General features: G+C 66.8%; 21 protein-coding genes. 14 read left to right on the forward strand and 7 right to left on the reverse strand.

The annotated features are described in order from the left end of the window. Nucleotides 1-26: 26 nt before the first annotated feature. Both VER16_RS07830 and clpS read right to left on the reverse strand, forming a co-directional pair. Entirely contained in the window at nucleotides 27-989 is a 963-nt protein-coding gene (locus VER16_RS07830; protein WP_324806937.1) for a transposase, read from the reverse strand. A gap of 307 nt (nucleotides 990-1,296) precedes the next feature. Continuing rightward, nucleotides 1,297-1,623, reverse strand: coding sequence for an ATP-dependent Clp protease adapter ClpS (gene clpS / locus VER16_RS07835; RefSeq protein ID WP_079221861.1), 327 nt, complete (start codon nucleotides 1,621-1,623; stop codon nucleotides 1,297-1,299). 110 nt (nucleotides 1,624-1,733) lie between these two features. Between clpS and VER16_RS07840 the strand changes: the two genes are divergently transcribed. The 8 genes from VER16_RS07840 to VER16_RS07875 all read left to right on the forward strand — a co-directional run bounded on the left by VER16_RS07840 (nucleotide 1,734) and on the right by VER16_RS07875 (nucleotide 7,342). Beyond that, nucleotides 1,734-2,222: a hypothetical protein gene (locus tag VER16_RS07840; RefSeq protein ID WP_324806939.1), complete on the forward strand. Its 489-nt coding sequence runs from the start codon at nucleotides 1,734-1,736 to the stop codon at nucleotides 2,220-2,222. 1 nt (nucleotide 2,223) lies between these two features. Then, nucleotides 2,224-2,685, forward strand: coding sequence for an NUDIX hydrolase (locus tag VER16_RS07845; RefSeq protein WP_324806940.1), 462 nt, complete (start codon nucleotides 2,224-2,226; stop codon nucleotides 2,683-2,685). Continuing rightward, a complete protein-coding gene (mnmA, locus tag VER16_RS07850) occupies nucleotides 2,682-3,824 on the forward strand; it encodes a tRNA 2-thiouridine(34) synthase MnmA (RefSeq protein ID WP_324806941.1) in 1,143 nt (380 codons plus the stop codon). Before VER16_RS07845 ends, mnmA begins: the two co-directional genes overlap by 4 nt. Continuing rightward, nucleotides 3,821-4,435 carry a high frequency lysogenization protein HflD gene (gene hflD / locus VER16_RS07855; protein WP_324806942.1) on the forward strand — a complete coding sequence of 205 codons (615 nt, stop codon included), beginning with the start codon at nucleotides 3,821-3,823 and terminating at the stop codon, nucleotides 4,433-4,435. Before mnmA ends, hflD begins: the two co-directional genes overlap by 4 nt. Before the next feature lie 127 nt (nucleotides 4,436-4,562). Continuing rightward, a complete protein-coding gene (locus VER16_RS07860; RefSeq protein ID WP_324806943.1) occupies nucleotides 4,563-5,753 on the forward strand; it encodes a methyl-accepting chemotaxis protein in 1,191 nt (396 codons plus the stop codon). Between the two features lie 98 nt (nucleotides 5,754-5,851). Further along, nucleotides 5,852-6,091 carry a hypothetical protein gene (locus VER16_RS07865; protein WP_324806944.1) on the forward strand — a complete coding sequence of 80 codons (240 nt, stop codon included), beginning with the start codon at nucleotides 5,852-5,854 and terminating at the stop codon, nucleotides 6,089-6,091. A 117-nt stretch (nucleotides 6,092-6,208) separates the two neighbouring features. Continuing rightward, on the forward strand, nucleotides 6,209-6,682 hold the full coding sequence (locus VER16_RS07870; protein WP_324806945.1) for a hypothetical protein: 474 nt from the start codon (nucleotides 6,209-6,211) through the stop codon (nucleotides 6,680-6,682). Between the two features lie 138 nt (nucleotides 6,683-6,820). Beyond that, nucleotides 6,821-7,342, forward strand: coding sequence for a hypothetical protein (locus tag VER16_RS07875; RefSeq protein WP_324806946.1), 522 nt, complete (start codon nucleotides 6,821-6,823; stop codon nucleotides 7,340-7,342). Between the two features lie 255 nt (nucleotides 7,343-7,597). Here VER16_RS07875 and VER16_RS07880 read toward each other — a convergent pair whose 3' ends face one another. Beyond that, nucleotides 7,598-10,336, reverse strand: coding sequence for a bifunctional diguanylate cyclase/phosphodiesterase (locus VER16_RS07880; RefSeq protein ID WP_324806947.1), 2,739 nt, complete (start codon nucleotides 10,334-10,336; stop codon nucleotides 7,598-7,600). A 132-nt stretch (nucleotides 10,337-10,468) separates the two neighbouring features. Here VER16_RS07880 and VER16_RS07885 point away from each other — a divergent pair, with 132 nt between their 5' ends. Continuing rightward, a complete protein-coding gene (locus tag VER16_RS07885) occupies nucleotides 10,469-12,571 on the forward strand; it encodes a PAS domain S-box protein (protein WP_324806948.1) in 2,103 nt (700 codons plus the stop codon). 3 nt (nucleotides 12,572-12,574) lie between these two features. Beyond that, the gene (locus tag VER16_RS07890) at nucleotides 12,575-14,350 is read left to right on the forward strand and encodes an EAL domain-containing protein (RefSeq protein WP_324806950.1); all 1,776 of its coding nucleotides are present in this window, start codon (nucleotides 12,575-12,577) and stop codon (nucleotides 14,348-14,350) included. A 75-nt stretch (nucleotides 14,351-14,425) separates the two neighbouring features. On the opposite strand, the gene VER16_RS07895 is transcribed toward VER16_RS07890, so the two are convergent. The 4 genes from VER16_RS07895 to flgA all read right to left on the reverse strand — a co-directional run bounded on the left by VER16_RS07895 (nucleotide 14,426) and on the right by flgA (nucleotide 17,111). Further along, nucleotides 14,426-15,643: an ATP-binding protein gene (locus tag VER16_RS07895; protein ID WP_324806951.1), complete on the reverse strand. Its 1,218-nt coding sequence runs from the start codon at nucleotides 15,641-15,643 to the stop codon at nucleotides 14,426-14,428. A 95-nt stretch (nucleotides 15,644-15,738) separates the two neighbouring features. Continuing rightward, the gene (locus tag VER16_RS07900; protein ID WP_324806952.1) at nucleotides 15,739-16,077 is read right to left on the reverse strand and encodes a flagellar protein FlgN; all 339 of its coding nucleotides are present in this window, start codon (nucleotides 16,075-16,077) and stop codon (nucleotides 15,739-15,741) included. Next, the gene (gene flgM, locus VER16_RS07905) at nucleotides 16,074-16,379 is read right to left on the reverse strand and encodes a flagellar biosynthesis anti-sigma factor FlgM (RefSeq protein WP_324806953.1); all 306 of its coding nucleotides are present in this window, start codon (nucleotides 16,377-16,379) and stop codon (nucleotides 16,074-16,076) included. The genes VER16_RS07900 and flgM overlap by 4 nt, the downstream gene beginning before the upstream one ends. 75 nt (nucleotides 16,380-16,454) lie before the next feature. Then, nucleotides 16,455-17,111: a flagellar basal body P-ring formation chaperone FlgA gene (gene flgA, locus VER16_RS07910; RefSeq protein ID WP_324807370.1), complete on the reverse strand. Its 657-nt coding sequence runs from the start codon at nucleotides 17,109-17,111 to the stop codon at nucleotides 16,455-16,457. 189 nt (nucleotides 17,112-17,300) lie between these two features. Between flgA and VER16_RS07915 the strand changes: the two genes are divergently transcribed. The 4 genes from VER16_RS07915 to VER16_RS07930 all read left to right on the forward strand — a co-directional run bounded on the left by VER16_RS07915 (nucleotide 17,301) and on the right by VER16_RS07930 (nucleotide 19,905). Further along, nucleotides 17,301-18,245 (forward strand): chemotaxis protein, encoded by a 945-nt coding sequence (locus VER16_RS07915; protein ID WP_324806955.1) that lies wholly within the window; start codon nucleotides 17,301-17,303, stop codon nucleotides 18,243-18,245. A 149-nt stretch (nucleotides 18,246-18,394) separates the two neighbouring features. Next, complete coding sequence (gene flgB / locus VER16_RS07920; RefSeq protein ID WP_079221844.1) at nucleotides 18,395-18,790, forward strand: flagellar basal body rod protein FlgB; 396 nt, start codon at nucleotides 18,395-18,397, stop codon at nucleotides 18,788-18,790. A gap of 3 nt (nucleotides 18,791-18,793) precedes the next feature. After that, a complete protein-coding gene (gene flgC, locus VER16_RS07925) occupies nucleotides 18,794-19,201 on the forward strand; it encodes a flagellar basal body rod protein FlgC (RefSeq protein ID WP_324806958.1) in 408 nt (135 codons plus the stop codon). 23 nt (nucleotides 19,202-19,224) lie between these two features. Continuing rightward, on the forward strand, nucleotides 19,225-19,905 hold the full coding sequence (locus VER16_RS07930) for a flagellar hook capping FlgD N-terminal domain-containing protein (protein WP_324806960.1): 681 nt from the start codon (nucleotides 19,225-19,227) through the stop codon (nucleotides 19,903-19,905). Nucleotides 19,906-19,921: the final 16 nt, after the last annotated feature.

Raw genomic sequence — 19,921 nt, forward strand, 5'->3', positions numbered from 1 at the left:
GTAGAGTCGAGATCCTATGTTCGTGGTCAAGCCTGCTGGAAGCAGGCTTGCCCCACCTTCAGCATGCTCGGGTCAAAGTCCCGGCCGCTCTTGAAGACGCCCCACGCGATTCTGGCCAGCTTTCTGGCCAGGATGTTGAAGCTGGCAGTACTGCTGTGTCCGCGGTCGCGGATGGCGGTGTAGAGGGGTTTTCCACCCTTGGATCGGGTCAGGCCCATGGCGGCCATGTAGAGGATCTGCCGCAGGCTGGCATTGCCTCGTTTGGACAGCCGACGGCGGCCGATCCGGGCGCCGGATTCGTTGGGGCGTGGATCCAGCCCGGTGCAGGCCACCCAGGCGTCTGAGTTGGCCAACGGCCAGCGGGTGATGTGATGGGTAACAAAGGCCGCCACCGTCGGCCCGATGCCCGGAATGGTCATGATCCGCCGATACAGATCGCGCTGTTCGCCGCTGCGACAGAGGTGTTGGATCTTTCGATCCAGCATCGCAAGGGCCTCTTTCAGAGCACTGAATATCGGCCCGAACGTGGCCGATTCAGCCGCATCGCTGCCCAGAGAAAGATGGAGCGTTGCCTTGTTCCGCACCAGGCTGTCACGCTGCTGCAGAAGCACGTGCAGCAGCTCCTGCTCCGGCGAACGGGCGATGTGCTCGTGCAGATTGTCGGCTTCTCTGGCGATGTACCGTGCGATGACCTGCGCGTCGCCGGAGTCAGTTTTGCCCCGGCAGGCCACGCCCTTGGCGTAGTGCTTGATGTCACGCGGGTTGAGCAGGAAGACAGCGTGACCGGCTTTCTGGGCAGCCTGAACCACAAGCTCGTGATGGCGATTGGTCGCTTCAACGCCGATACGCGACTTGGCAGGCACGCTGGACAGCCACTTGGTGATGGCCGAGGCCGAATTGGCGATTCGGGCGCTGCCCTTGGTGCCGTGGCGCGCCACCACCAAGGTCTTTGAATCGGCGTCGATGCCGATGGCGGAATGATCTGACATCTGCGCAACTCCCAGCTATTGTTAAGGGGCTGGGGTGGTACCGCACCACGTTGGCTTGCCTACATCGGCGGTCCTCAAAGGCCGCTAGATCCTTTATCGACGTTAAGGTGCGGGATGGGGATCGCTCGACTCGTCTGTCGGCTCGACTCCGCAGATGCTTGCTTGACGGTCCCTCCACCCTGGCTCCTACATACCTCGTGGGAGCCGGGGGGAACATACAAGCTTGCTCGACTGGGGGGCAGTCGAGCAAGCTCGACTCTGCGGGGGGCAAATCCAGTCGAGCAAACTCGACTCTACGGGAGCCCGGTCAGGCCTTTTCCATCGTGCACAGCAGCGGATGCTGGTTCATGCGCGAGTACTCATTGACCTGGGCGACCTTGGTCTCGGCCACTTCACGGGTGAAGACGCCGCAGACGCCACGGCCGCGGGTATGGACGTGCAGCATCACCTGCGTGGCCTTGTCCAGGTCCATGCTGAAGAACTGCTGCAGGACGTCCACCACGAAATCCATCGGGGTGTAGTCGTCGTTGAGGATCATGACCTGGTAGAACGGCGGCGGCGCCACTTCCGGGCGCGCGGGCTCCACGGCAATACCGTGGTCGTGATGGGATTCGGGGGAAGACTCGCGGGGCATCCATACATTATAGAGGGTGCGGCGGCGCTTCGCCGGTCGGGTACGGAATGGACGGCACGCACGGCCGCCGTCACAATCAACGCCTGTCCCTAACGTTTCACAGGATCTTCATGAAAAGGACCCTTCTGCCTGCCCTGCTGTTCGCCCTGGCCGCCTCCGGCAGCGCCGCCGCCGCGACCGATGCGGAGAGCAGCAAGGCCGACGCCGCCATCGCCCGCCACCTGGACAAGCTGGGCTACACCTATGAGGTGGACGAGGACGGCGACTACCAGATGGTGTTCGACGTGGAAGGTGACCGTACCCAGATGGTCTACGTGCGCTCGGCGGTGGAGGACTTCGGAAGCCACAACATCCGCGAGATCTGGTCGCCGGGCTATGTGGCCACGGCCAAGCAGTTCCCCGAAGCAGTGGCCAACCGCCTGCTGGAAGACTCCCAGGACGCCAAGATGGGCGGCTGGGTGAAGCAGGACAAGACCGCCATGTTCGTGGTGAAGATCGACGCCGATGCCACTACCGACCAGCTCAGCGACGCCATCGATGCGGCCATCCGTACCGCCGATGCGATGGAACTGGAGCTGACCAAGAAGGACGACCTCTGAGTTGAACGCTGTGCAGGACCCGCGCTGGGCACCGCATGCCACCGTGGCCACCGTGGTGGTCGACGGCGGCCGCGTGCTGCTGGTGGAAGAGACCATCGACGGCCGGCAGGTGCTGAACCAGCCCGCCGGCCACCTGGAACCGGGCGAGAGCCTGGCCGCGGCCGCCCTGCGCGAGACCCGCGAGGAAACCGGCTGGACGGTGGAACTGACCGCCTTCATCGGCTGCTACCAGTGGACCGCACCTGACGGCACGGCGTTCCTGCGCTTCTGCTACGCCGCACGCCCGCTGTCGCACGACCCGGACCAGCCGCTGGATGCCGGCATCGACCGCGCCCTGTGGCTGGACCCGACAGAGCTGCAGGCGGCCGGGCCGCGCCTGCGCAGCCCGCTGGTCTGGCAGGTGGTGGCCGACTACCTGGCCGGCCAGCGCCATCCGCTTTCCCTGGTCCAGGAGGTCGCATGAGCAGTCCCCGGGTGATGGTGGGCGTGTCCGGCGGCGTGGATTCGTCCGTGGCCGCCTGGCGCCTGGTGCAGCAGGGCGAGGCCGTGGCCGGCCTGTTCATGCAGAACTGGGCCGACGACGGCAGCGGCGACTGCCGCGCCGAGGATGATCGCCGCGACGCGGTGGCTGTCTGCGGCCTGCTCGGCATCCCGTTCCACTTCCGCGATTTTTCCAGCGAGTACTGGCAGGGCGTGTTCGAGCACTTCCTGGCCGAATACGCTGCTGGCCGCACGCCCAACCCGGACGTGCTGTGCAACCGCGAGGTGAAGTTCAAGCACTTCCTGGACGCCGCCCGCGAACTGGGTGCCGAGCGCATCGCCACCGGCCACTACGCGCGTATCGCCCAGCGCGGCCAGCAGTGGCTGCTGCTACGCGGCGCCGACCGTTCCAAGGACCAGAGCTACTTCCTGCACCAGCTGGGGCAGGAACAGCTGGCCGCCACCCTGTTCCCGATTGGCGACCTGGAAAAGAGCGACCTGCGCCGGATCGCCCGCGACGTCAGCCTGCCGACCCATGCCAAGAAGGATTCGACCGGCATCTGCTTCATCGGCGAGCGCGACTTCCGCGAGTTCCTCGGCCGCTACCTCCCGGCAAAGTCCGGCCAGATCCTGGACCCGGCCGACGGCAGCGTCATCGCCGAGCACCCGGGCGTGTTCTATTTCACCCTGGGCCAGCGCGAAGGCCTGAACATCGGCGGCGTACGCGGCCGCCCGGCAGCGCCGTGGTACGTGGTCGGCAAGGACGTGGCCAGCAACGTGCTGTACGTGGACCAGGACCGGGACAGCCCGTGGATGCTGTCCGACCGGCTGCGGTCGGAAACCGCGCACTGGATTGCCGGGGCCCCGCCGGCCCGCCGCTTCGAGTGCACCGCCCAGACCCGCTACCGGCAGCCGGACGAGCCGTGTACGGTCGAGGTGCTGGACGATGGCAGCGTGCTGGTGACCTTTGCCCGCCCGCAGCGTGCCGTGACCCCGGGCCAGTCGCTGGTGCTGTATGACGGCGAAGTCTGCCTGGGCGGCGCGGTCATCGCCGCCACCGATGCGCCGCTGGAACAGCGCCTGCGCACCACCCCTTCTCCTTTTGAGGTAACCGCTGCATGAGTTTCACTGTCGACGACCGCGTCCTGGCCCTGGCCGGCATTGCCCAGGCCCTGCAGCAGGTGCGCCGTATCGCCGATACCGGCCATTCCGACGCGGCAGCGGTGCGTACCGCGGTGGACAGCGTGTTCCGCATCGATGCCGCCTCCCCGCAGGAGGTCTTTGGTGACCGCCACGCGTTGAAATCCGGCCTGCGCCTGCTGCACAACTATTTCCGCAACCAGGGCCAGGACCCGATCCTGCCCAAGCTGGCGTTGTCGGTGCTGCAGCTGGAGCGCCGCTTCGTGCAGGACGGTGCCACCGTGAACAAGGTCGCCTCGGGCATCGAGCGCGCCCAGCGCCAGGCCGCCGAGCTGGGCGACAGCGGCCACCCGGACGTGCTGGCGAGCCTGGGCGGCCTGTATGCGGACACCATCAGCCACCTCAAGCCGCGCGTGATGGTGCAGGGCAACCCGCACTATCTGGGCCAGGCCGGGGTGGTGGCCGAGATCCGCGCGCTGCTGCTGGCCGCCGTGCGTGCGGCGGTGCTGTGGCGGCAGCTGGGCGGCAGCTACTGGGACTTCCTGCTCAGCCGCAAGGCGATGACCGAAGCCGTGGACCGGCAGCTGGGCTGAAATGCGGTGCCCGCCGGGCATGGCCCGGCGAACGCGTCGGAAATCCGGCGCATCCAGAAGCCACATCGACGTTAAAGAGAAAGGGGGTACGGCCGATACATCCTCCGTGCACCTCCCGAGAACGTCCATGTACTCACGCATTTTCATCCGCCTGGCCGCCCCCCTGGCCTTGACCCTGCTGCTCCCCTTCGCCATCGGTTTCGAATGGCCGGCCGCCCTGCGCTGGGCGATCCTGACCACGATGACGCTGAGCTGGCTGGGCTTTGCGTGGTGGACCACCCGTGCCCAGGCGCAGCGTTCCCCGGAACATGCCCGCGTTCTGCGCGAGCAGGATCAGCTGCTGACCGAGCTGCGCAACTTCGTCGGCAACGAAATCGATGGTTCGCGGGGTGAAGTGGAACGCGCCCGTGACCTGATCCGCCAGGCCGTCTCCAGCCTGGGCGGCAGCTTCGATGCGATGAACCGCAAGTCGCGCCAGCAGAGCCAGGCCCTGTCGCGCATCGTCGACCGCGCCGGTGACGACGGCAATGCCGGCCTCGACGTTGCCCGTTTCGCCCAGCATGCCAACCACCGCATGGAACAGCTGGTGGAAGCGCTGGAACAGGTGAGCGGCCAGAGCAGCACCACCGTGCAGCACATCGACCAGATGGCCCAGCACCTGGACGGCATTTTCGCCCTGCTGGAAGACGTCAAGTCGATTGCCGACCAGACCAACCTGCTGGCACTGAACGCGGCCATCGAAGCGGCCCGTGCCGGTGAAGCCGGCCGTGGCTTCGCCGTGGTGGCCGACGAAGTACGCAACCTGTCCGAGCGTTCGACCACCTTCAACGAACAGATCCGCAAGCTGGCCCACAGCTCCAAGGACGCCATCGCCAAGGTGCGCGAGACCGTCTCGCACATGGCCTCGCGTGACATGGACCGTTCCCGCGAAGCGCGCCAGGAAGCGGCGGCGATGCTGGACAACGTGGCGCAGATCAACGCCTCGCTGGGCGACGGCATGCGCGAAGTGTCCGAGTGCGCCCGTTCGATCGACGGCAGCGTGGCCGAGGCCGTGCGCGCCCTGCAGTTCGAGGACATTGCCACCCAGGCCCTGGGCGGCGTGCACACCCACCTGGACCGCCTGACTGCGATCAACCGCGAAGCCGTGGCCCTGCAGGAACTGCTGCACCGTAACGGCGGCGTGTTCGACGAAGAGATCGCCACCGCCCTGCAGCGCACCGGCAGCCGCCTGCGCGAACTGCGCAGCGAGTGGGAGCGCCCGCCGCACAAGCCGGTGGCCCAGCAGAACATGGGCGCCGGCACGGTCGAGCTGTTCTGATCCTGATGTCTGCTGCCCTTTCCGGCAGCCCGCAAGGCCCCGGTCATTCCGGGGCCTTCGCGTGTAACCTGCCCGTGGAAACCCCTGACCCGCGCACCATGACCCTGATCCGCGCCCTGCCTCCGATCGACCCAAATGAACGCCCTCGCAACCCGAGCGTGCGCGAGCAGTTGCAGCAGCTGGAGGCGGTCGCACGCGAAGAGATCGAGGAACTTAGGCAGCTGGCCGATGCCCGCCCTGCCCCGCAGGCAGCCGCGGGTGAACTGCTGGGGATGGCCTGGGATCTTGGGCTGGATGGGGATTCGCTGAAGGCCCCCTCAGGCATCCGACACTTTTGAACTAAGCGGTCGCTGGCAACTTTCGGCGGAGCGCTTCGCAATAGCACACGCAATGACCTCACCCGTTCTGGAGTTCAGGACGAAGGAAAGGACATGCGCTTCTGATCGGAGAATTGAATGGAACTCAACGTCAAATGGCACGCCCCGATCAAGCTGATCGACGGCAACCACGACAATTTGATCTATACCGCTGAAGGACTTGAAGACTGGGCGGGGATGCCCGGTGTGTACATGTTCGCCCGGATCTTCAATGGCAAGGTTTACCCGCTCTACATCGGCAAGACCGAGAGCCTAGGCGCACGCGCACTGCAGCATTTCAAGAAAAGCACCCAGCTGATGATCGGCATCCAGAAGGCGCGAAACGGAACGAAGGTGCTCATCTTCGGCCAGTTCACTCCTAGGTCTGGCCAAAGCACGGCAAAGTGCATCGGATTGATCGAGCGCGCCCTGATCGATCATGCGCTGACGGAGGGCCACACGCTGCTTAACGTCCAGGGCACACGCACACGCTCGCACACGGTGAACTTCTCCGGACATCAGGCCACTGTGCGAAACACCGGGAAGAATCTGAGCTTCCGGGCTACCACTTGATGAGAGTTGACCTGGCTGCCCAGGCAACTACCGGGTTCCGTTCGGTGTAATGGAACCTCGGCGCACGGCGTGCTGACCCTTCCTTCACCACTCATGCCCAGCATGGCATGATGCGCCGGTCCCGTTCATGGAAGACCGATGGCCATCGCCCTGATCGCTTTGTTGCTGATCGAAGTCCTGTTGCTGGTGTTCTGGGCGCCGTTCTTCTTTCGCACCGGCATCATCCTGTTCAACCAGCGTGTCGCAGCTTCGCCGGCCGAATTGAACCAGCTCTCACTGGGCGGGCTGGACCACGATCTTCCCATCGAAAAATGGCTGCGCCTGGCATTCCATGCCCTGCCCGACGGCAGCGTGGCGTTCCGCGAGAGTTTCGCACCCCACTTCGGTAGCCGTTACTTCCCGCTGATGCGCGGCCACCTGGTGATCGACAAGCGGCGTCGCGAGGTACGGGTAATCGGGCGATGCAGCTGGTTCGCACTGGTTTTTTCAGTGGTTCTGCTGCCGATCATCCTGGTGCGCCCGATGGCGTGGCCGATGGTCGCGTTCCTGCTGGTGTTCTATATGGGTTTCTACATCCAGCGGCGGCGTTATGCCAATGTGGCTGAGGCGGTGCGGGCACGGCTGTGCTCGGAATTCCCGCGGCGGTTCATCGATCAGTAGATCCACGCCATGCGTGGATGATCGCGAGTGCAGGCATCAGTACCGACCAACGGTCGGCACCCACCAAGGGCACAGACCAGAGCCGCCGGGCATGGCCCGGCGCTACCGTTACAAGGTGGGCACCCACCTAGGCAAAGCCCGGTAGTAGATCCACGCCATGCGTGGATGGTCGCGAGCGCGGGCATCAGTGCCGACCAACGGTCGGCACCCACCAGGGCACAGACCAGTGCCGCCGGGCATGGCCCGGCGCGACCGTTACCGGGCCAGGGCGATCTGCGGCGGGGCGTGCTGCTGGCGCAGCCAGACGGCCAGGTCACGGGGGCTGAGCGGGCGCGAATACAGGTAGCCCTGGATCTCGTCACACCCCTGCCGGCGCAGCATGTCTTCTTCCTGGTGGGTTTCCACGCCTTCGGCCACCACCTTCATGCCCAGCGCATGCCCCAGGTGGACAATCGCCTGGGTCACTTCAGCGGTACCGGTGTCGTGCAGCATGCCCTGCACGAAACTGCGGTCGATCTTCAGGCGGCCCACCGGGAAGCGGTTGAGGTAATGCAGATTGGAGAAGCCGGTACCGAAGTCATCCACCGCCAGCGGCACGCCGTGCCGTTCCAGCACGTCGAAACAGTGGCGCAGGATGTCGGTGTCCCGGATGAGCGCCGATTCGGTCAGCTCCAGCTCCAGCCGCTGCGGCGACCAGCCATGGGCGTGGCAGATCTCGATCACCCGCTCGGCAAAGCCCCGATCACGCAGCTGCACGGCCGATACGTTCACGGCAATGCGGTCAAACCGCAGGCCGGCACGATCCCAGGCCGCCGCCTGGCGGCAGGCTTCGGTCAGCACCCAGTCGCCGATGCGCACGATCTCACCGCACTTCTCGGCAATGGGGATGAACTCGGCGGGGCTGCAATAGCCCACGCCCGGTCGGTGCCAGCGCAGCAGCGCTTCGATGGCCGGCGGCTCGCCGTGCTGGGCGTGCAGCAGGGGCTGGTAGGCCAGGCTGAATTCCTCGCGCTCGATGGCGCCGTGCAGGCCATGCTCGATATCAAGGCGGCGCTGGATCCGCGCCAGAGCGTCCTGGCTGTAGTACTGGTACGTGTTGCGGCCCGCCTCCTTGGCGGCATACATCGCCGCATCGGCTGCGCGCAGCAGCGAATCAAAATCGGTCTGGGCGTCACCCAGGATGGCAATGCCCACGCTGGCACCGACCTTCAACACCGTGTCACCGCGCCGCAGCGGCTCGGCCAGCGAGCCGATCAGCTTGCGAGCCACGTGGCCGGCGTCTTCAGGTTCGGCCAGGTCGCGCAGCACCACGATGAACTCGTCGCCGCTGAAGCGGCCGAACAGGTCGTTGTTGCGCAGGTTCTGGTGCAGCCGGGTTGCAGCGGCCTTCAGCAGCGCATCGCCGGTGGCATGGCCGAAGCTGTCGTTGATGTTCTTGAAGCCATCGAGATCGATGAACAGCATCGCCAGCGAAGAGCCACGGTCGCGGGCCTCTTCAATGGCCTCGGCGGTCTGCTCGCCCAGCAGTACCCGGTTGGGCAGCCCGGTCAGCAGGTCGTAGTGGGCCAGCAGTTCGATGCGCTCATTGGCTTCACGTTCGCGGGTGATGTCACGGAACAGGACCACGAAGCGCGCCGGCAGGCCATCGCGACGGTCCAGTTCGATCAGTACCTGCACCCAGACCCGCAGGCCGGACTGGCGGTAGAAACACAGGTCCAGCTGCTCCGGCAGCCCGCCACCGGCGATGCGCAGCAGTGCGGCTTCGAAATGCGCGCGCGAATCTTCGGTGTACAGGGCCAGCGCCTGGTCCAGGGTGATCGGCTCCTTGCGCAGGCCGTGGATGCGGTAGCACTCCTCGGTCCACTGCATGTGCCGGGCGCTGACCTCGATCTCGCAGCCGCCGATGCGGCCCAGCGCGGAGACGCGGTTGAGCAGCTCGGTGCGCCAGCGGATGAGCGCGTCGGTCTGGTGCTGTTCGGTGATGTTCTGTACCTGGCCCAGCAGGCGCTTGGGGTGGCCATCCATGTCCAGCAGCGGCTGCATCCACAGGCGCAGGTGCTGCGAGGGCTCACTGCCGCGGGTCAGTTCAAGCTCCAGGTTGGCCGCGCGGCCGTCACGCCACAGGCGCCGCCAGGCTGCACGCAGCGCCCCGCGCGAGCGCGGGTGCAACTGCTTCAGCCAGCGCCGCTGGCCGGGTACTTCGCCAGGCTCCAGGGCCAGCAGCGAGCGCAGCTCGGGCGACCACCAGAAGCGATGACTGTTCGGGTCGAACGACCAGCTGCCCATGCTGGCGATGCGCTGGGCCTCACTCAGGTGCAGCTGCTGTTCCTGCAGAAGCGCTTCAAGCTGCTTCTGCTGCTCGATATCGGTATGCGTGCCGACCATGCGCAGCGGCTGGCCATCGGCGGTGCGGGCGACCACGCGACCACGGTCGAGCACCCAGCGCCACTGCCCATCCCCCTGGCGGAAGCGGAACTGGGCGCTGTACTGGTCGCTGTGGCCACGCAGGTGATCGTCCAGGGCGGCGCGCATGTCGCCGACGTCATCACTGTGCACGCGGGCCAGAATTGCGGTGGCGGTCTCATCGGCCATCGAGGGAGTACGCACGACCCGGTCGCTGGGAATGTCCCAGTCCCACAGGCTGTGGCCAGCGCTGTCCAGGGCCAGCTCCCAGCGCCCGCCCGCGTCGACCGGCACCGGTTCGGGCACGCTGAGGGTGAACGCCAGCAGATTGCCGCTGCCGTCATGCACGGCACGCAGGAAGCCATCGTAGTGGCCGCGTGGGCCACCCGGCAGGGTGCAGGGAACGACGCCGCCGTCGGCCGCCAGCAGGCGCAGGTCCTCCAGCATCGGTGCATAGGCGGCCACCGTCGCCGGCAGGCCATGTTCACGCGCGGCCGGATTGGCTGCCAGCGGACGGCCGCCACGGTCGACGATGACCAGTGCCGAGGCAAGCGGGTGCTGCAGCAGGCTGGCGATGATCCCTTGGTCCACGCGATGTTGCTCCGGAATGGCGCGCCCGACAGCGGGGCACGCAGTGGTTAACGGCTGCTCCAGCGGATAATTGAGTGCCTGGACGCACCCGCGCGTTACTATGGCCGGCGCCCCTTCTTCCTGCCCTGCCCGATGCCCGTAGAACCGACCGGCACTGCCCCCGTTCCCGACCCGCAGATGGCCAAGGCCCTGGGTCGTGACCGGCGCCGGGTGGTGCTGAGCTATCTGGTCCTGGCGCTGGCCTGGATGATCGCCACCGACGGTGCGATGGCTTCGCTGGTGCCCGACCCGCAGCAGCTGGCGTTCTGGCAGACCGTGAAGGACGCCTTCTTTGCCTTCGCCAGTGCCGGCCTGCTGTACCTGCTGCTGCGCCCGCTGGCCGAGCACGTGCTGCACACCCACGCCCGCCTGCAGGGGTCGGAACTGCGCCTGCGGCAGCTGTTCGAGGGCAACCCCGGGCCCATCCTGGTCTACGACCTGCACAGCCTGGCCATCCTCGATGCCAACCCGGCGGCCTGCCAGGCCTTCGGCTGGGAGCGCGGCGAACTGCTGGAACAGACCATCGACGTGCTCTGGCCCCCCGGTGATCGCCAGGTGCTGCAGGTCAAGCTGGAAGCGATCCGCGAGGCCCCCGACCAGATCTGCATCCTGCGCACCCCGCTGCAGCTGCGCGACGGCAGCCGCCGGCAGATGGAGCTGCGCTCGAATGCGATCGACTACGACGGGCACACTGCCCGCCTGCTGATCGCCATCGACCGCACGGCCGAGGATCTGGCCCAGCTGCGCCGCGACCAGGCCCTGGCGCGCGTGGATGAGGCACACGAGCTGGCCCGCATCGGCGCCTGGGAACTGGACCCGGCCAGCGGCCTGGGCCGCTATTCCAACCAGGTCTATCGCCTGCTCGGCCGGCGCGTGCCCGAGGCGCGCCGCTGGCATCGTTTCGATGAGCTGCTGGTGCCCGCCGATCCGGCCACCGCCACCCAGACCGAGCAGCTGCTGGCCGAGCTGTGTGCTGGCCCGTCGGTGCAGGTCGACGTGCTGCTGCCCCTGCTGTCGATGGACGGCCGCGCCCTGATGGTGCACCTGCGCGCGGCCCGGGGCATGGACGAGGCGGGCCGCGAGCGGGTGCTGGGCACGCTGCAGGACGTGACCGAGCGTGAGCAGTCGCGCCGCCTGCTGCGTGAGCGCGAGGAGCAGTTCCGCGAGCTGGTGCGGGTACTGCCCGACGGCGTCATCATCCTGTCCGACGAACACGTGCTGTATGCCAATGCCTGGGCAGCCGCGCTGTTCGGCTATGGCAGCCACACCCTGCTGGGCGAACCGCTGGCGGCACTGGTGGCACCGGCCGAGCTGGACCGGGTGCGCCTGCAGCTGCGTGCCGGCCAGCCGCAGCACAGCCCGGGCCACAACAGTGTGGTGGTGATGCAGCGCGCCGATGGCCGCCCCTTCCACGCCGGCCTGGCCGTGGGCGAGGTGCGCTACGGCGGCCGCGACTGCAAGCTGCTGATCGTGCGCGACCTGAGCGAATCCGAGCGCACCCGCGCCGCACTGGAAACCAGCAACCGCGAACTGCAGGCCATGGCCGGCCGCCTGTTCTCGCTGCAGGAAGACGAGCGCCGGGCCATCTCGCGCGACCTGCACGATGACATCGGCCAGGCAATCACCGCGATCAAGCTGTCCGCCTATGCTGCGCAGGACGAGCAGGATGCCCAGCGCCGCGGCGAGGACCTGGCGCAGATTGTCAGCCTGGCCGACACCACGGTGGCCAAGCTGCGCGATATTTCCACCCTGCTGCGCCCGCCGCAGCTGGACGCGCTGGGCCTGGAAGCGGCGTTGAGCTGGCAGGCCCGGGTGCTGTTCCGTTCCTCGCCGGTGGAGCTGCTGGCCGAGATCGACACCCTGCCCTCGCGCCCGGACAACAGCATCGAACAGGCCTGCTTCCGTATTGCCCAGGAAAGCCTGACCAATGTGCTGCGCCACGCCCGTGCCAGCCAGGTGAAGCTGCAGCTGCGCGATGTCGACCAGTGCGGCCTGCACCTGCAGATCCGCGACGATGGCGAGGGCTTCGACCCGGACGGCCCCCGCGGGCTGGGCCTGATCGTGATGCGCGAGCGCGCGCAGAGCGTGGGCGGCCACGTCCACATCGCGTCGGCGCACGGCGCCGGCACCCTCGTCGACGTCCATCTTCCTTACCAGGCGGCCACCGCGGCCGCCGCTGATTCCCCGGAACATTGAGCCATGTGGAACCCCAACATGCCGCTGGTCAGCATCGACGACGCCCCCGACAGGCTGGGCGCCGGCAACCCCGAGCTGCAGGCCATGGTCACCGAAGCCGCCTCCGGCGGCATCCCGCTGATGCTGATGCACGTGGACATCGACCACTTTGCTTCGGTCAACGAAAACATGAGCGCCGAGGTGGGTGACCAGGCCCTGGTGCTGGTCGGCCAGCGCCTGCAGTCCTACCTGCGCGGCCGCGGCAAGCTGTGGCGGCATGGCAGCGATGAGTTCCTGCTGGCGGTTCCGCGCACGGCCGATCTGCCACTGCCGGAAGACTTCGCCGAGGAGATCCGGCAGCAGATGGAACTACCGCTGTCAGTGCTGCCGTACACGCTGTTCATGACCGGCAAGCTGGGCGTGAGTCTGTGCCCGGAGCACGCCAGCAGCGCCTCGCGCCTGCTCGACCATGCCGAGGATGCGCTGTACCAGGCCGCCCGCGAGGGTGGCAATGCGGTGCGCATCCATGCCGTGGATACGCCACCGAGCGCGCACAGCGAGAGCATCATCGCCCGCCAGATCGTCGATGCGATTCCCAACGGCGAGCTGAAACTGCGCTACCAGCCGCTGGTGAGTGCGCGTGATGGCCACGTGGTGGGCATGGAAGCGCTGCTGCGCTGGCAGTCCCCTACCCTGGGCATGCTGGTGCCCGAACGCTTCATGCGCACCGCCGAGCGGCTGGGCATCATCGTGCAGATCGGCACCTGGGTGCTGGAGGGCGCGCTGAAGCAGGCCAGGCTGTGGCGCGACCAGGGCTTTGATGACTTCACCATCGCCGTGAACGTATCGACCCTGCAGCTGCTGCGCCCGAACTTCTTTGCCGAAGTGATGTCGCTGATGCAGGCAGCGGGTGTGCCGGCGCACATGCTGACGCTGGAGATCAACGAAAGCGCGCTGACCAACAACGTCAACTTCGTCCACGAAACCCTGGCCAACCTGCGCAACGAAGGCATCAGCCTGAGCCTGGACAATTTCGGTACCGGCGATTCAAGCCTGAGCGCGCTGGTGCGCTACCCGGTGGACAAGCTGAAGATCGACCGCAGCTTCATCAAGAGTGCACCGGCCGGCAACCGCGAGGCGGCCATCGCCCGCGCGATCATCGCCATGGGCCACCAGCTGGGCATGACGGTGATTGCCAACGGCGTGGAATCCCAGGCGCAGCTGGGCTTCCTGCGTCGCAATGACTGCGATGTGTTCCAGGGCTATCTGTTCGGCGAGCCGATGTCGGCCGACGCCGCCGGCATGACCCTGCGCCGTCGCTACCTGCGCCCGGAGGCCTTTGCCGAGACCCGCCCCGACCGCACCCTGCTGCTGCTGGACGATGAGGAAAACGTGCTGCGGTCGCTGGTGCGCCTGTTCCGTCGCGATGGCTACCGCATCCTGGCGGCCGGCAACGTGCGCGATGCGTTCGACCTGCTGGCGATCAACGACGTGCAGGTGATCCTGTCCGACCAGCGCATGAGCGACATGAGCGGCACCGAGTTCCTGGGCCGGGTGAAGATGCTGTACCCGGACACGATCCGCCTGGTGCTGTCCGGCTACACCGATCTGAACACGGTGACCGATGCGATCAACCGCGGCGCGATCTATCGCTTTCTGACCAAGCCCTGGAACGATGACGAACTGCGCAAGCACATCCACCAGGCGTTCCGCACGTACGAGGAACAGCGGCGCAGCAATGCCGGGCCGACGGCGGTGGAAGCGTCGGACGCGGGTGAGGATCGTACGCCGCTGCGGTGATCCACCTGTAGAGTCGAGCCATGTTCGACTACGGCAAAAAGCAGTCGAGCATGGCTCGACTCTACAGAAGCCGGGTCAGCGCGGCTGCTTGATCGGCAGCACCACGCGGAAGCGCGAGCCGACGCCGGGCGTGCTGTCCAGGTCGATGCGGCCGTGGTGCTTGTTGATGATGCTGTAGGAGATCGACAGGCCAAGCCCGGTGCCGCTGCCGACCGGCTTGGTGGTGAAGAACGGGTCGAAGATGCGCTGGCGCAGTTCCGGCGAGATGCCACCGCCGGTGTCCTCGAATTCCACCCACACCGTCTCGCCCTCCACGCCCGTGCGCACGGTGATGGTGCCGCGCTCGGCGATGGCGTGCCCGGCATTGAGCAGCAGGTTCATGTAGACCTGGTTCAGTTCCGAAGGCAGGCACTCCACCAGCGGCAGCTGGCCGAACTCGCGCTGCAGGGTGACCTTGTACTTCAGTTCGTTCCAGATGATGTTGATGGTCGATTCCAGGCCGGAATGCAGGTCCACCAGCTTCCACGACTCGTCGCGGCCGGAATAGGAGAAGTCCTTCAGGTCACGCACGATGCGGGTCACCCGCTCGATGCCCTCGCGCGATTCGGCCATCAGCTGTGGCAGGTCGCGGCTGATGAAGTCGATGTCCAGGCGGTCACGGATATCATCGATTTCCGGGATCAGCGCCTTCGGATCCGGCGCGCGCAGGGCGCGCTCGTAGGCTTCGATGACAGTGAACAGGCTGCGCAGGTATTCCTGCAGACTGCCCAGATTGGAGTGCACGTAGCCGATCGGGTTGTTGATTTCGTGGGCGACGCCCGCGGCCAGCTGGCCGATGGACGCCATCTTTTCCGATTGCAGCAGTTTTTCCTGGGTGCCGTTCAGGCGCAGATAGGCCTGGCGCAGTTCGGCGTGGCGCTGCTGCAGCTCACGCTCATAGTCTTCCTGTCCCTCGATGGGGCGGAACAGCGCGAGGTAGTGGCCGCGGCCCGGTTCGCCATGGTGGTAGAGGTGGGCGATGACCACGCCCTCGCCCAGCGGCAGGCTGCCATTCCACTGGCCGTGCAGCCGGGCCTGCTCAAGTGCATCGGGTGGCAGCAGTTCGCGCAGGCGCTGCGGCGCCGGCGCACTGGCCTCGTCACTGCCCAGCAGGGTCTGCGCGGCCGGGTTGGCCAGCGCCACCTTGCCATCTTCGTTGAACAGCAGCAGGCCTTCGCGCAGGCGTTCCAGCAGGGCCTGCAGCACCGGCTGCGGCGGAAGGGGGGCGGTAACCAGGGCGTTGGCGGCGGACACGTCGACTCGGGGGCTTGCGAACAGGCGCCCAATATACGCGCTGCCGCGCCAGCACTGCAGCCCGGCGGCCGCTGCAGGCCACCGGCGAGCCTGGATCAGGCGATGGCGAGCGGGCGACGCGCGTTGACCGTGTGGGCCTGGCCCTTGGCGTCGTAGGAGGACGATGCCTCGGTGCGGCCCAGCTGGCGCAACGCCCAGTCCACCTCGCGGCGGCGGCGGGACAGCAGCACACCGTTGGCGCGGTTGCGCTCGGCCAGTTCCTGCAGCTGCTCACCCTCGCCCACCGGCGGGGTCGAATCCAGGGCGCGCAGCGCCTCCAGCTTGGCGCCGGTCGCGCGGATCAGCGCGTGCACATCGTGCTCGACCAGGGCCTGGTGTTCCACATCCAGGGCCTGGGCAAGTCGCTGAAGATGTTCACTCATCGCCGCGGTCATCCCTGCAGCTGCTGGTCCAGTTCAAGCATGCGCGATGCGATCGCGTCCGGATTGATCTTGTAGGTGCCGTTCTGCAGCGATTCGCGCACGGCGGCCACGCGCTGGGCATCAATCGCCGGGGCGGTGCTCAGCTCACGCTCGAGTGCCTGCAGGTTGGTGGCTTCGCCGGTCAGGCGCAGGCTGTCGGCCGCCTCGACCGGGCGCGCCGGAGCATCGCCACTGACGCCGGCCTTGCTGGCCGGGGTCGTCACGCTGCGCAGTGCCTGGGGGACCTGCAGGTTGCCGTCGATTTTCTGGCTCATAGGGTGTCCTGGAGTTGCCGTTCACAAGGGATAACGGCCACTGGGCCGTCATCTTTAGGGATATTGCTTGTTTTTTCAACGCGCCACGATTACGTCACCCTGGGCGTCGACCGTGCCCTGCACGATCCGGCGCGAGGACAGGTTCTCGACGGAAATCCGGTCGTTCTCACCCGCATCGCCCATGGCCCGGCCTGCAATGCGGACTTCGACCGAACCACGCCGCGATACCAGAGCCACATTGTCTCCTCGCTTGATGAGACGCTGGGCGACCAGGTCGTTGGCCGACAGCAGGCTGCCGGCCTGCAACGGCCTGCGCGCAACCCGACCGACCGCTGCAGCGGGATCGGAGAGCACGGCGCCGGCAATGCGGGCGGCGTCACGTTGGGCAGTCCCGATATCGGCAGCCGCCAGCGTTTCTCCAGTGGCGATGCCCCGGGTCAGCACCAGCACCGTCTGGTTGTGACGCACCTTGACCGGCACGAACAGTCGCCAGCCACCCGCATCCGGGCAGCTCACCTCCACCGTGGTGCTGGCGGTGGGCTGCACCTGCAGGGTGGCGGCGCAGCGTGGCAGGCGCAGGGCATCGGCGACGACCGCCTCGCCCTCGCTGCCTGCCGGCAAGGTCGACAATGCCGCCGTACGGATGCTTGCCACCGGCTGCCAATCGGCCGCCGCCGCCCATGGCGAGGCAAACGCCAGCGCGATGGCCAATAGAGATGTGATGCGGCGCATGGCGCCTCCCGCGTGGTAAGACCTGGCCGGGTGGCTGCAAGCGCCGTGCCAAAGGCTCTTGTAGAGTCGAACCGTACTCGACTGCTTTGAACAAAAATGCCAGTCGAGCATGACTCGACTCTACAGATGGAGCGGTCGACGTTCCAAATACGCCTCAAGTTCGGCCGCCCCCTCGCCGATACAGCAGCCATGTCCCATGACCTGCTCAACCGGATCGACCAGCGGACCCGACTGGCCGGCCACAATCGCCTGGCGCTGCTGCTGTTCCGCCTCGGCGGACGTCAGCTTTTTGGCGTCAACGTCTTCAAGGTGCAGGAAGTGCTGCGCCGCCCGGAGCTGTTCCAGGTGCCCGGCCTGCCTGGCCAGTTCGCCGGCGTGGCCGACGTACGCGGTCGCTCGGTGCCGGTGCTGGACCTGGGCCTGGCCATCGGCCACCCCGAGCGTGAGCCGGACGCGGACACCGCCCCCGGCTACCTGGTGGTGACCGAGTTCAACCGCTCGATCCAGGGCTTCCTGGTCAGTGGCGTGGAGCGCATCGTCAATATCGCAGTGGAGGACATCCACCCGCCGCCGGAGCTGGGGGCGGAATCGAGCTACCTGACGGCGGTCACCCGCTTCCAGGGCGAGCTGATCCAGGTCATCGACGTGGAAAGCGTACTGGCCGACATCGCCCAGATCCGCGGCGAAGCCGTGCTGGACCCGGCCATGGCCATGCCGGCCGACGCCCCGCAGCTGCAGGTGCTGGTGGTGGACGATTCGCGCGTGGCCCGCCAGCAGATCCGCAGCGTGCTGGACCAGCTGGGGGTCGGTGCCACCCTGCTCTCTGACGGCAAGCAGGCGCTGGACCACCTGCTGCAGATCCACGCGTCGGGCGAGAACCCCGCCGACCGCTACGCCATGGTCATCTCGGACATCGAGATGCCGGCCATGGATGGCTATACCCTGACGACGGAAATCCGGCGCCATGCCGGCCTGTCCGGGCTGTACGTGCTGCTGCACACCTCCCTGTCGGGCGTATTCAACAATGCGATGGTGGAGCGCGTGGGCGCCAACGCCTTCGTGGCCAAGTACTCGCCGCACGAACTGGCCGACTTCGTGCTGGACCGCCTGCGCAAGGTAGCGATGGCGGCGTAAGGCCGCATCCGGCCCTCCTTGGGTCAGAGCCCCTTCGGGAATCTGACCCCGGCCGCTGGGGTCGGACCCCGCCAGGGGCTCCGACCCCGATACGCACATTTGGCACACCGCTTGCAGCTTCCCGGGCATCGTTCCCGTGGGAGTGCACCGTGCGCAACCTGATTACCGATTACCTGGGCGTGCATGCCCAGGCCATGCCGTTGCGCGAACAGCGGATGAAGCTGATCGCCAGCAACCTGGGCAACGCCGATACCCCCGGGTACAAGGCCCAGGATCTGGATTTCGACGCGGCCCTGCGCAATGCCCAGGGGCTCGATGCCAATGGCCTGATGACCACCACCAGCGAGCGCCATTACGAAATCAGTAGTGGCCTGAACCCGTTCCAGGTGGCACGCGAAGGCGTCCAGCCCAGCCTCGATGGCAACACCGTGGACCCCGATGCCGAGCGCGCTGCCTATGGCCGCGCCGCACTGGAATACCGCGCTTCGCTCAGCTTCGTCGAAAGCAAGGTGCGTTCCATGCTCACCGCGATCACGGGGCAGTAAGCCATGAGCAACCTGCCGATCTTCGATATCGCCGGTTCCGCGCTGCAGGCGCAGTCGGTGCGCATGAGCACCATCGCCTCCAACCTGTCCAACGCCGACAGCATCGCCGGCTCGGCCGACGCGGTCTACAAGCCGCTGGAGCCCATCTTCCAGGCCGTGACCAGCAAGACCGACCCGAACATCACCTCGGTGAAGGTCAAGGAAATCACCCAGAGCGAGGCGGCGCCGATCAAGCGCTACGAGCCGGGCCACCCGCTGGCCGACGCCGACGGCTACATCTACCAGCCCGACGTCGATCCGGTGGCGCAGATGGTCAACCTCATCTCGACCTCGCGCAACTACCAGGCCGGCGTGGAGATGCTGACCACCGCCAAGGAACTGGCCCTGGCCACCCTGACCATGGGCCGCTGAGGCGGACCCGCGAGGACAACACGATGACCACCGTCTCTACCCAGACCAGCCAGGACGTCTATTCCGCGCTCGGCCTGACCGCTCCCAACAGCAACACCAGCACCCGCAAGAGCACGCTGGACCAGTCGGATTTCCTGCGCCTGATGACCGAACAGCTGCAGCACCAGGATCCGCTGAAGCCGATGGACAACACGCAGATGGTCGCGCAGATGGCGCAGATGTCCACCGTGCAGGGCATCACCGATCTGAACACGACGGTGCAGGGCTTCCAGGAATCGATGGCCAGTGACCAGGTGCTGCGCGGTGCCGCGCTGGTCGGTCACGAAGTGCTGGTGCCGTCCACCAAGATGGTGCTCGGCGAGGAAGGCGGCAGCAGCGGCGTGGTCGCCGCGCCCGGTGCCGGCATCGTCAACGTGACGGTGAAGGATGCCAACGGCGCCACTGTCACCCAGCTGAGCGTGGAAGCCAGTGCCGCCGGTGAAACGGCGTTCGAGTGGGATGGCAAGGACGCCAACGGCAACCGCGTGGCCGCCGGCGATTACACCATTTCCGCCACCCACACCGACACGGCCGGTACCCAGACCACGCTGTCCACGTATGTGCAGGCACCGGTTGAAAGCGTGACGGTGGGTTCGGACGGCCTGTACCTGAACCTCAAGGGCCTGGGCACGGCCCCGATCGACTACGTGCTCCGCGTCAGCTGAGCCGCTCACCCGCATC

Source organism: Stenotrophomonas sp. (assembly GCF_035634915.1).
Classification (GTDB): Bacteria; Pseudomonadota; Gammaproteobacteria; order Xanthomonadales; family Xanthomonadaceae; genus Stenotrophomonas.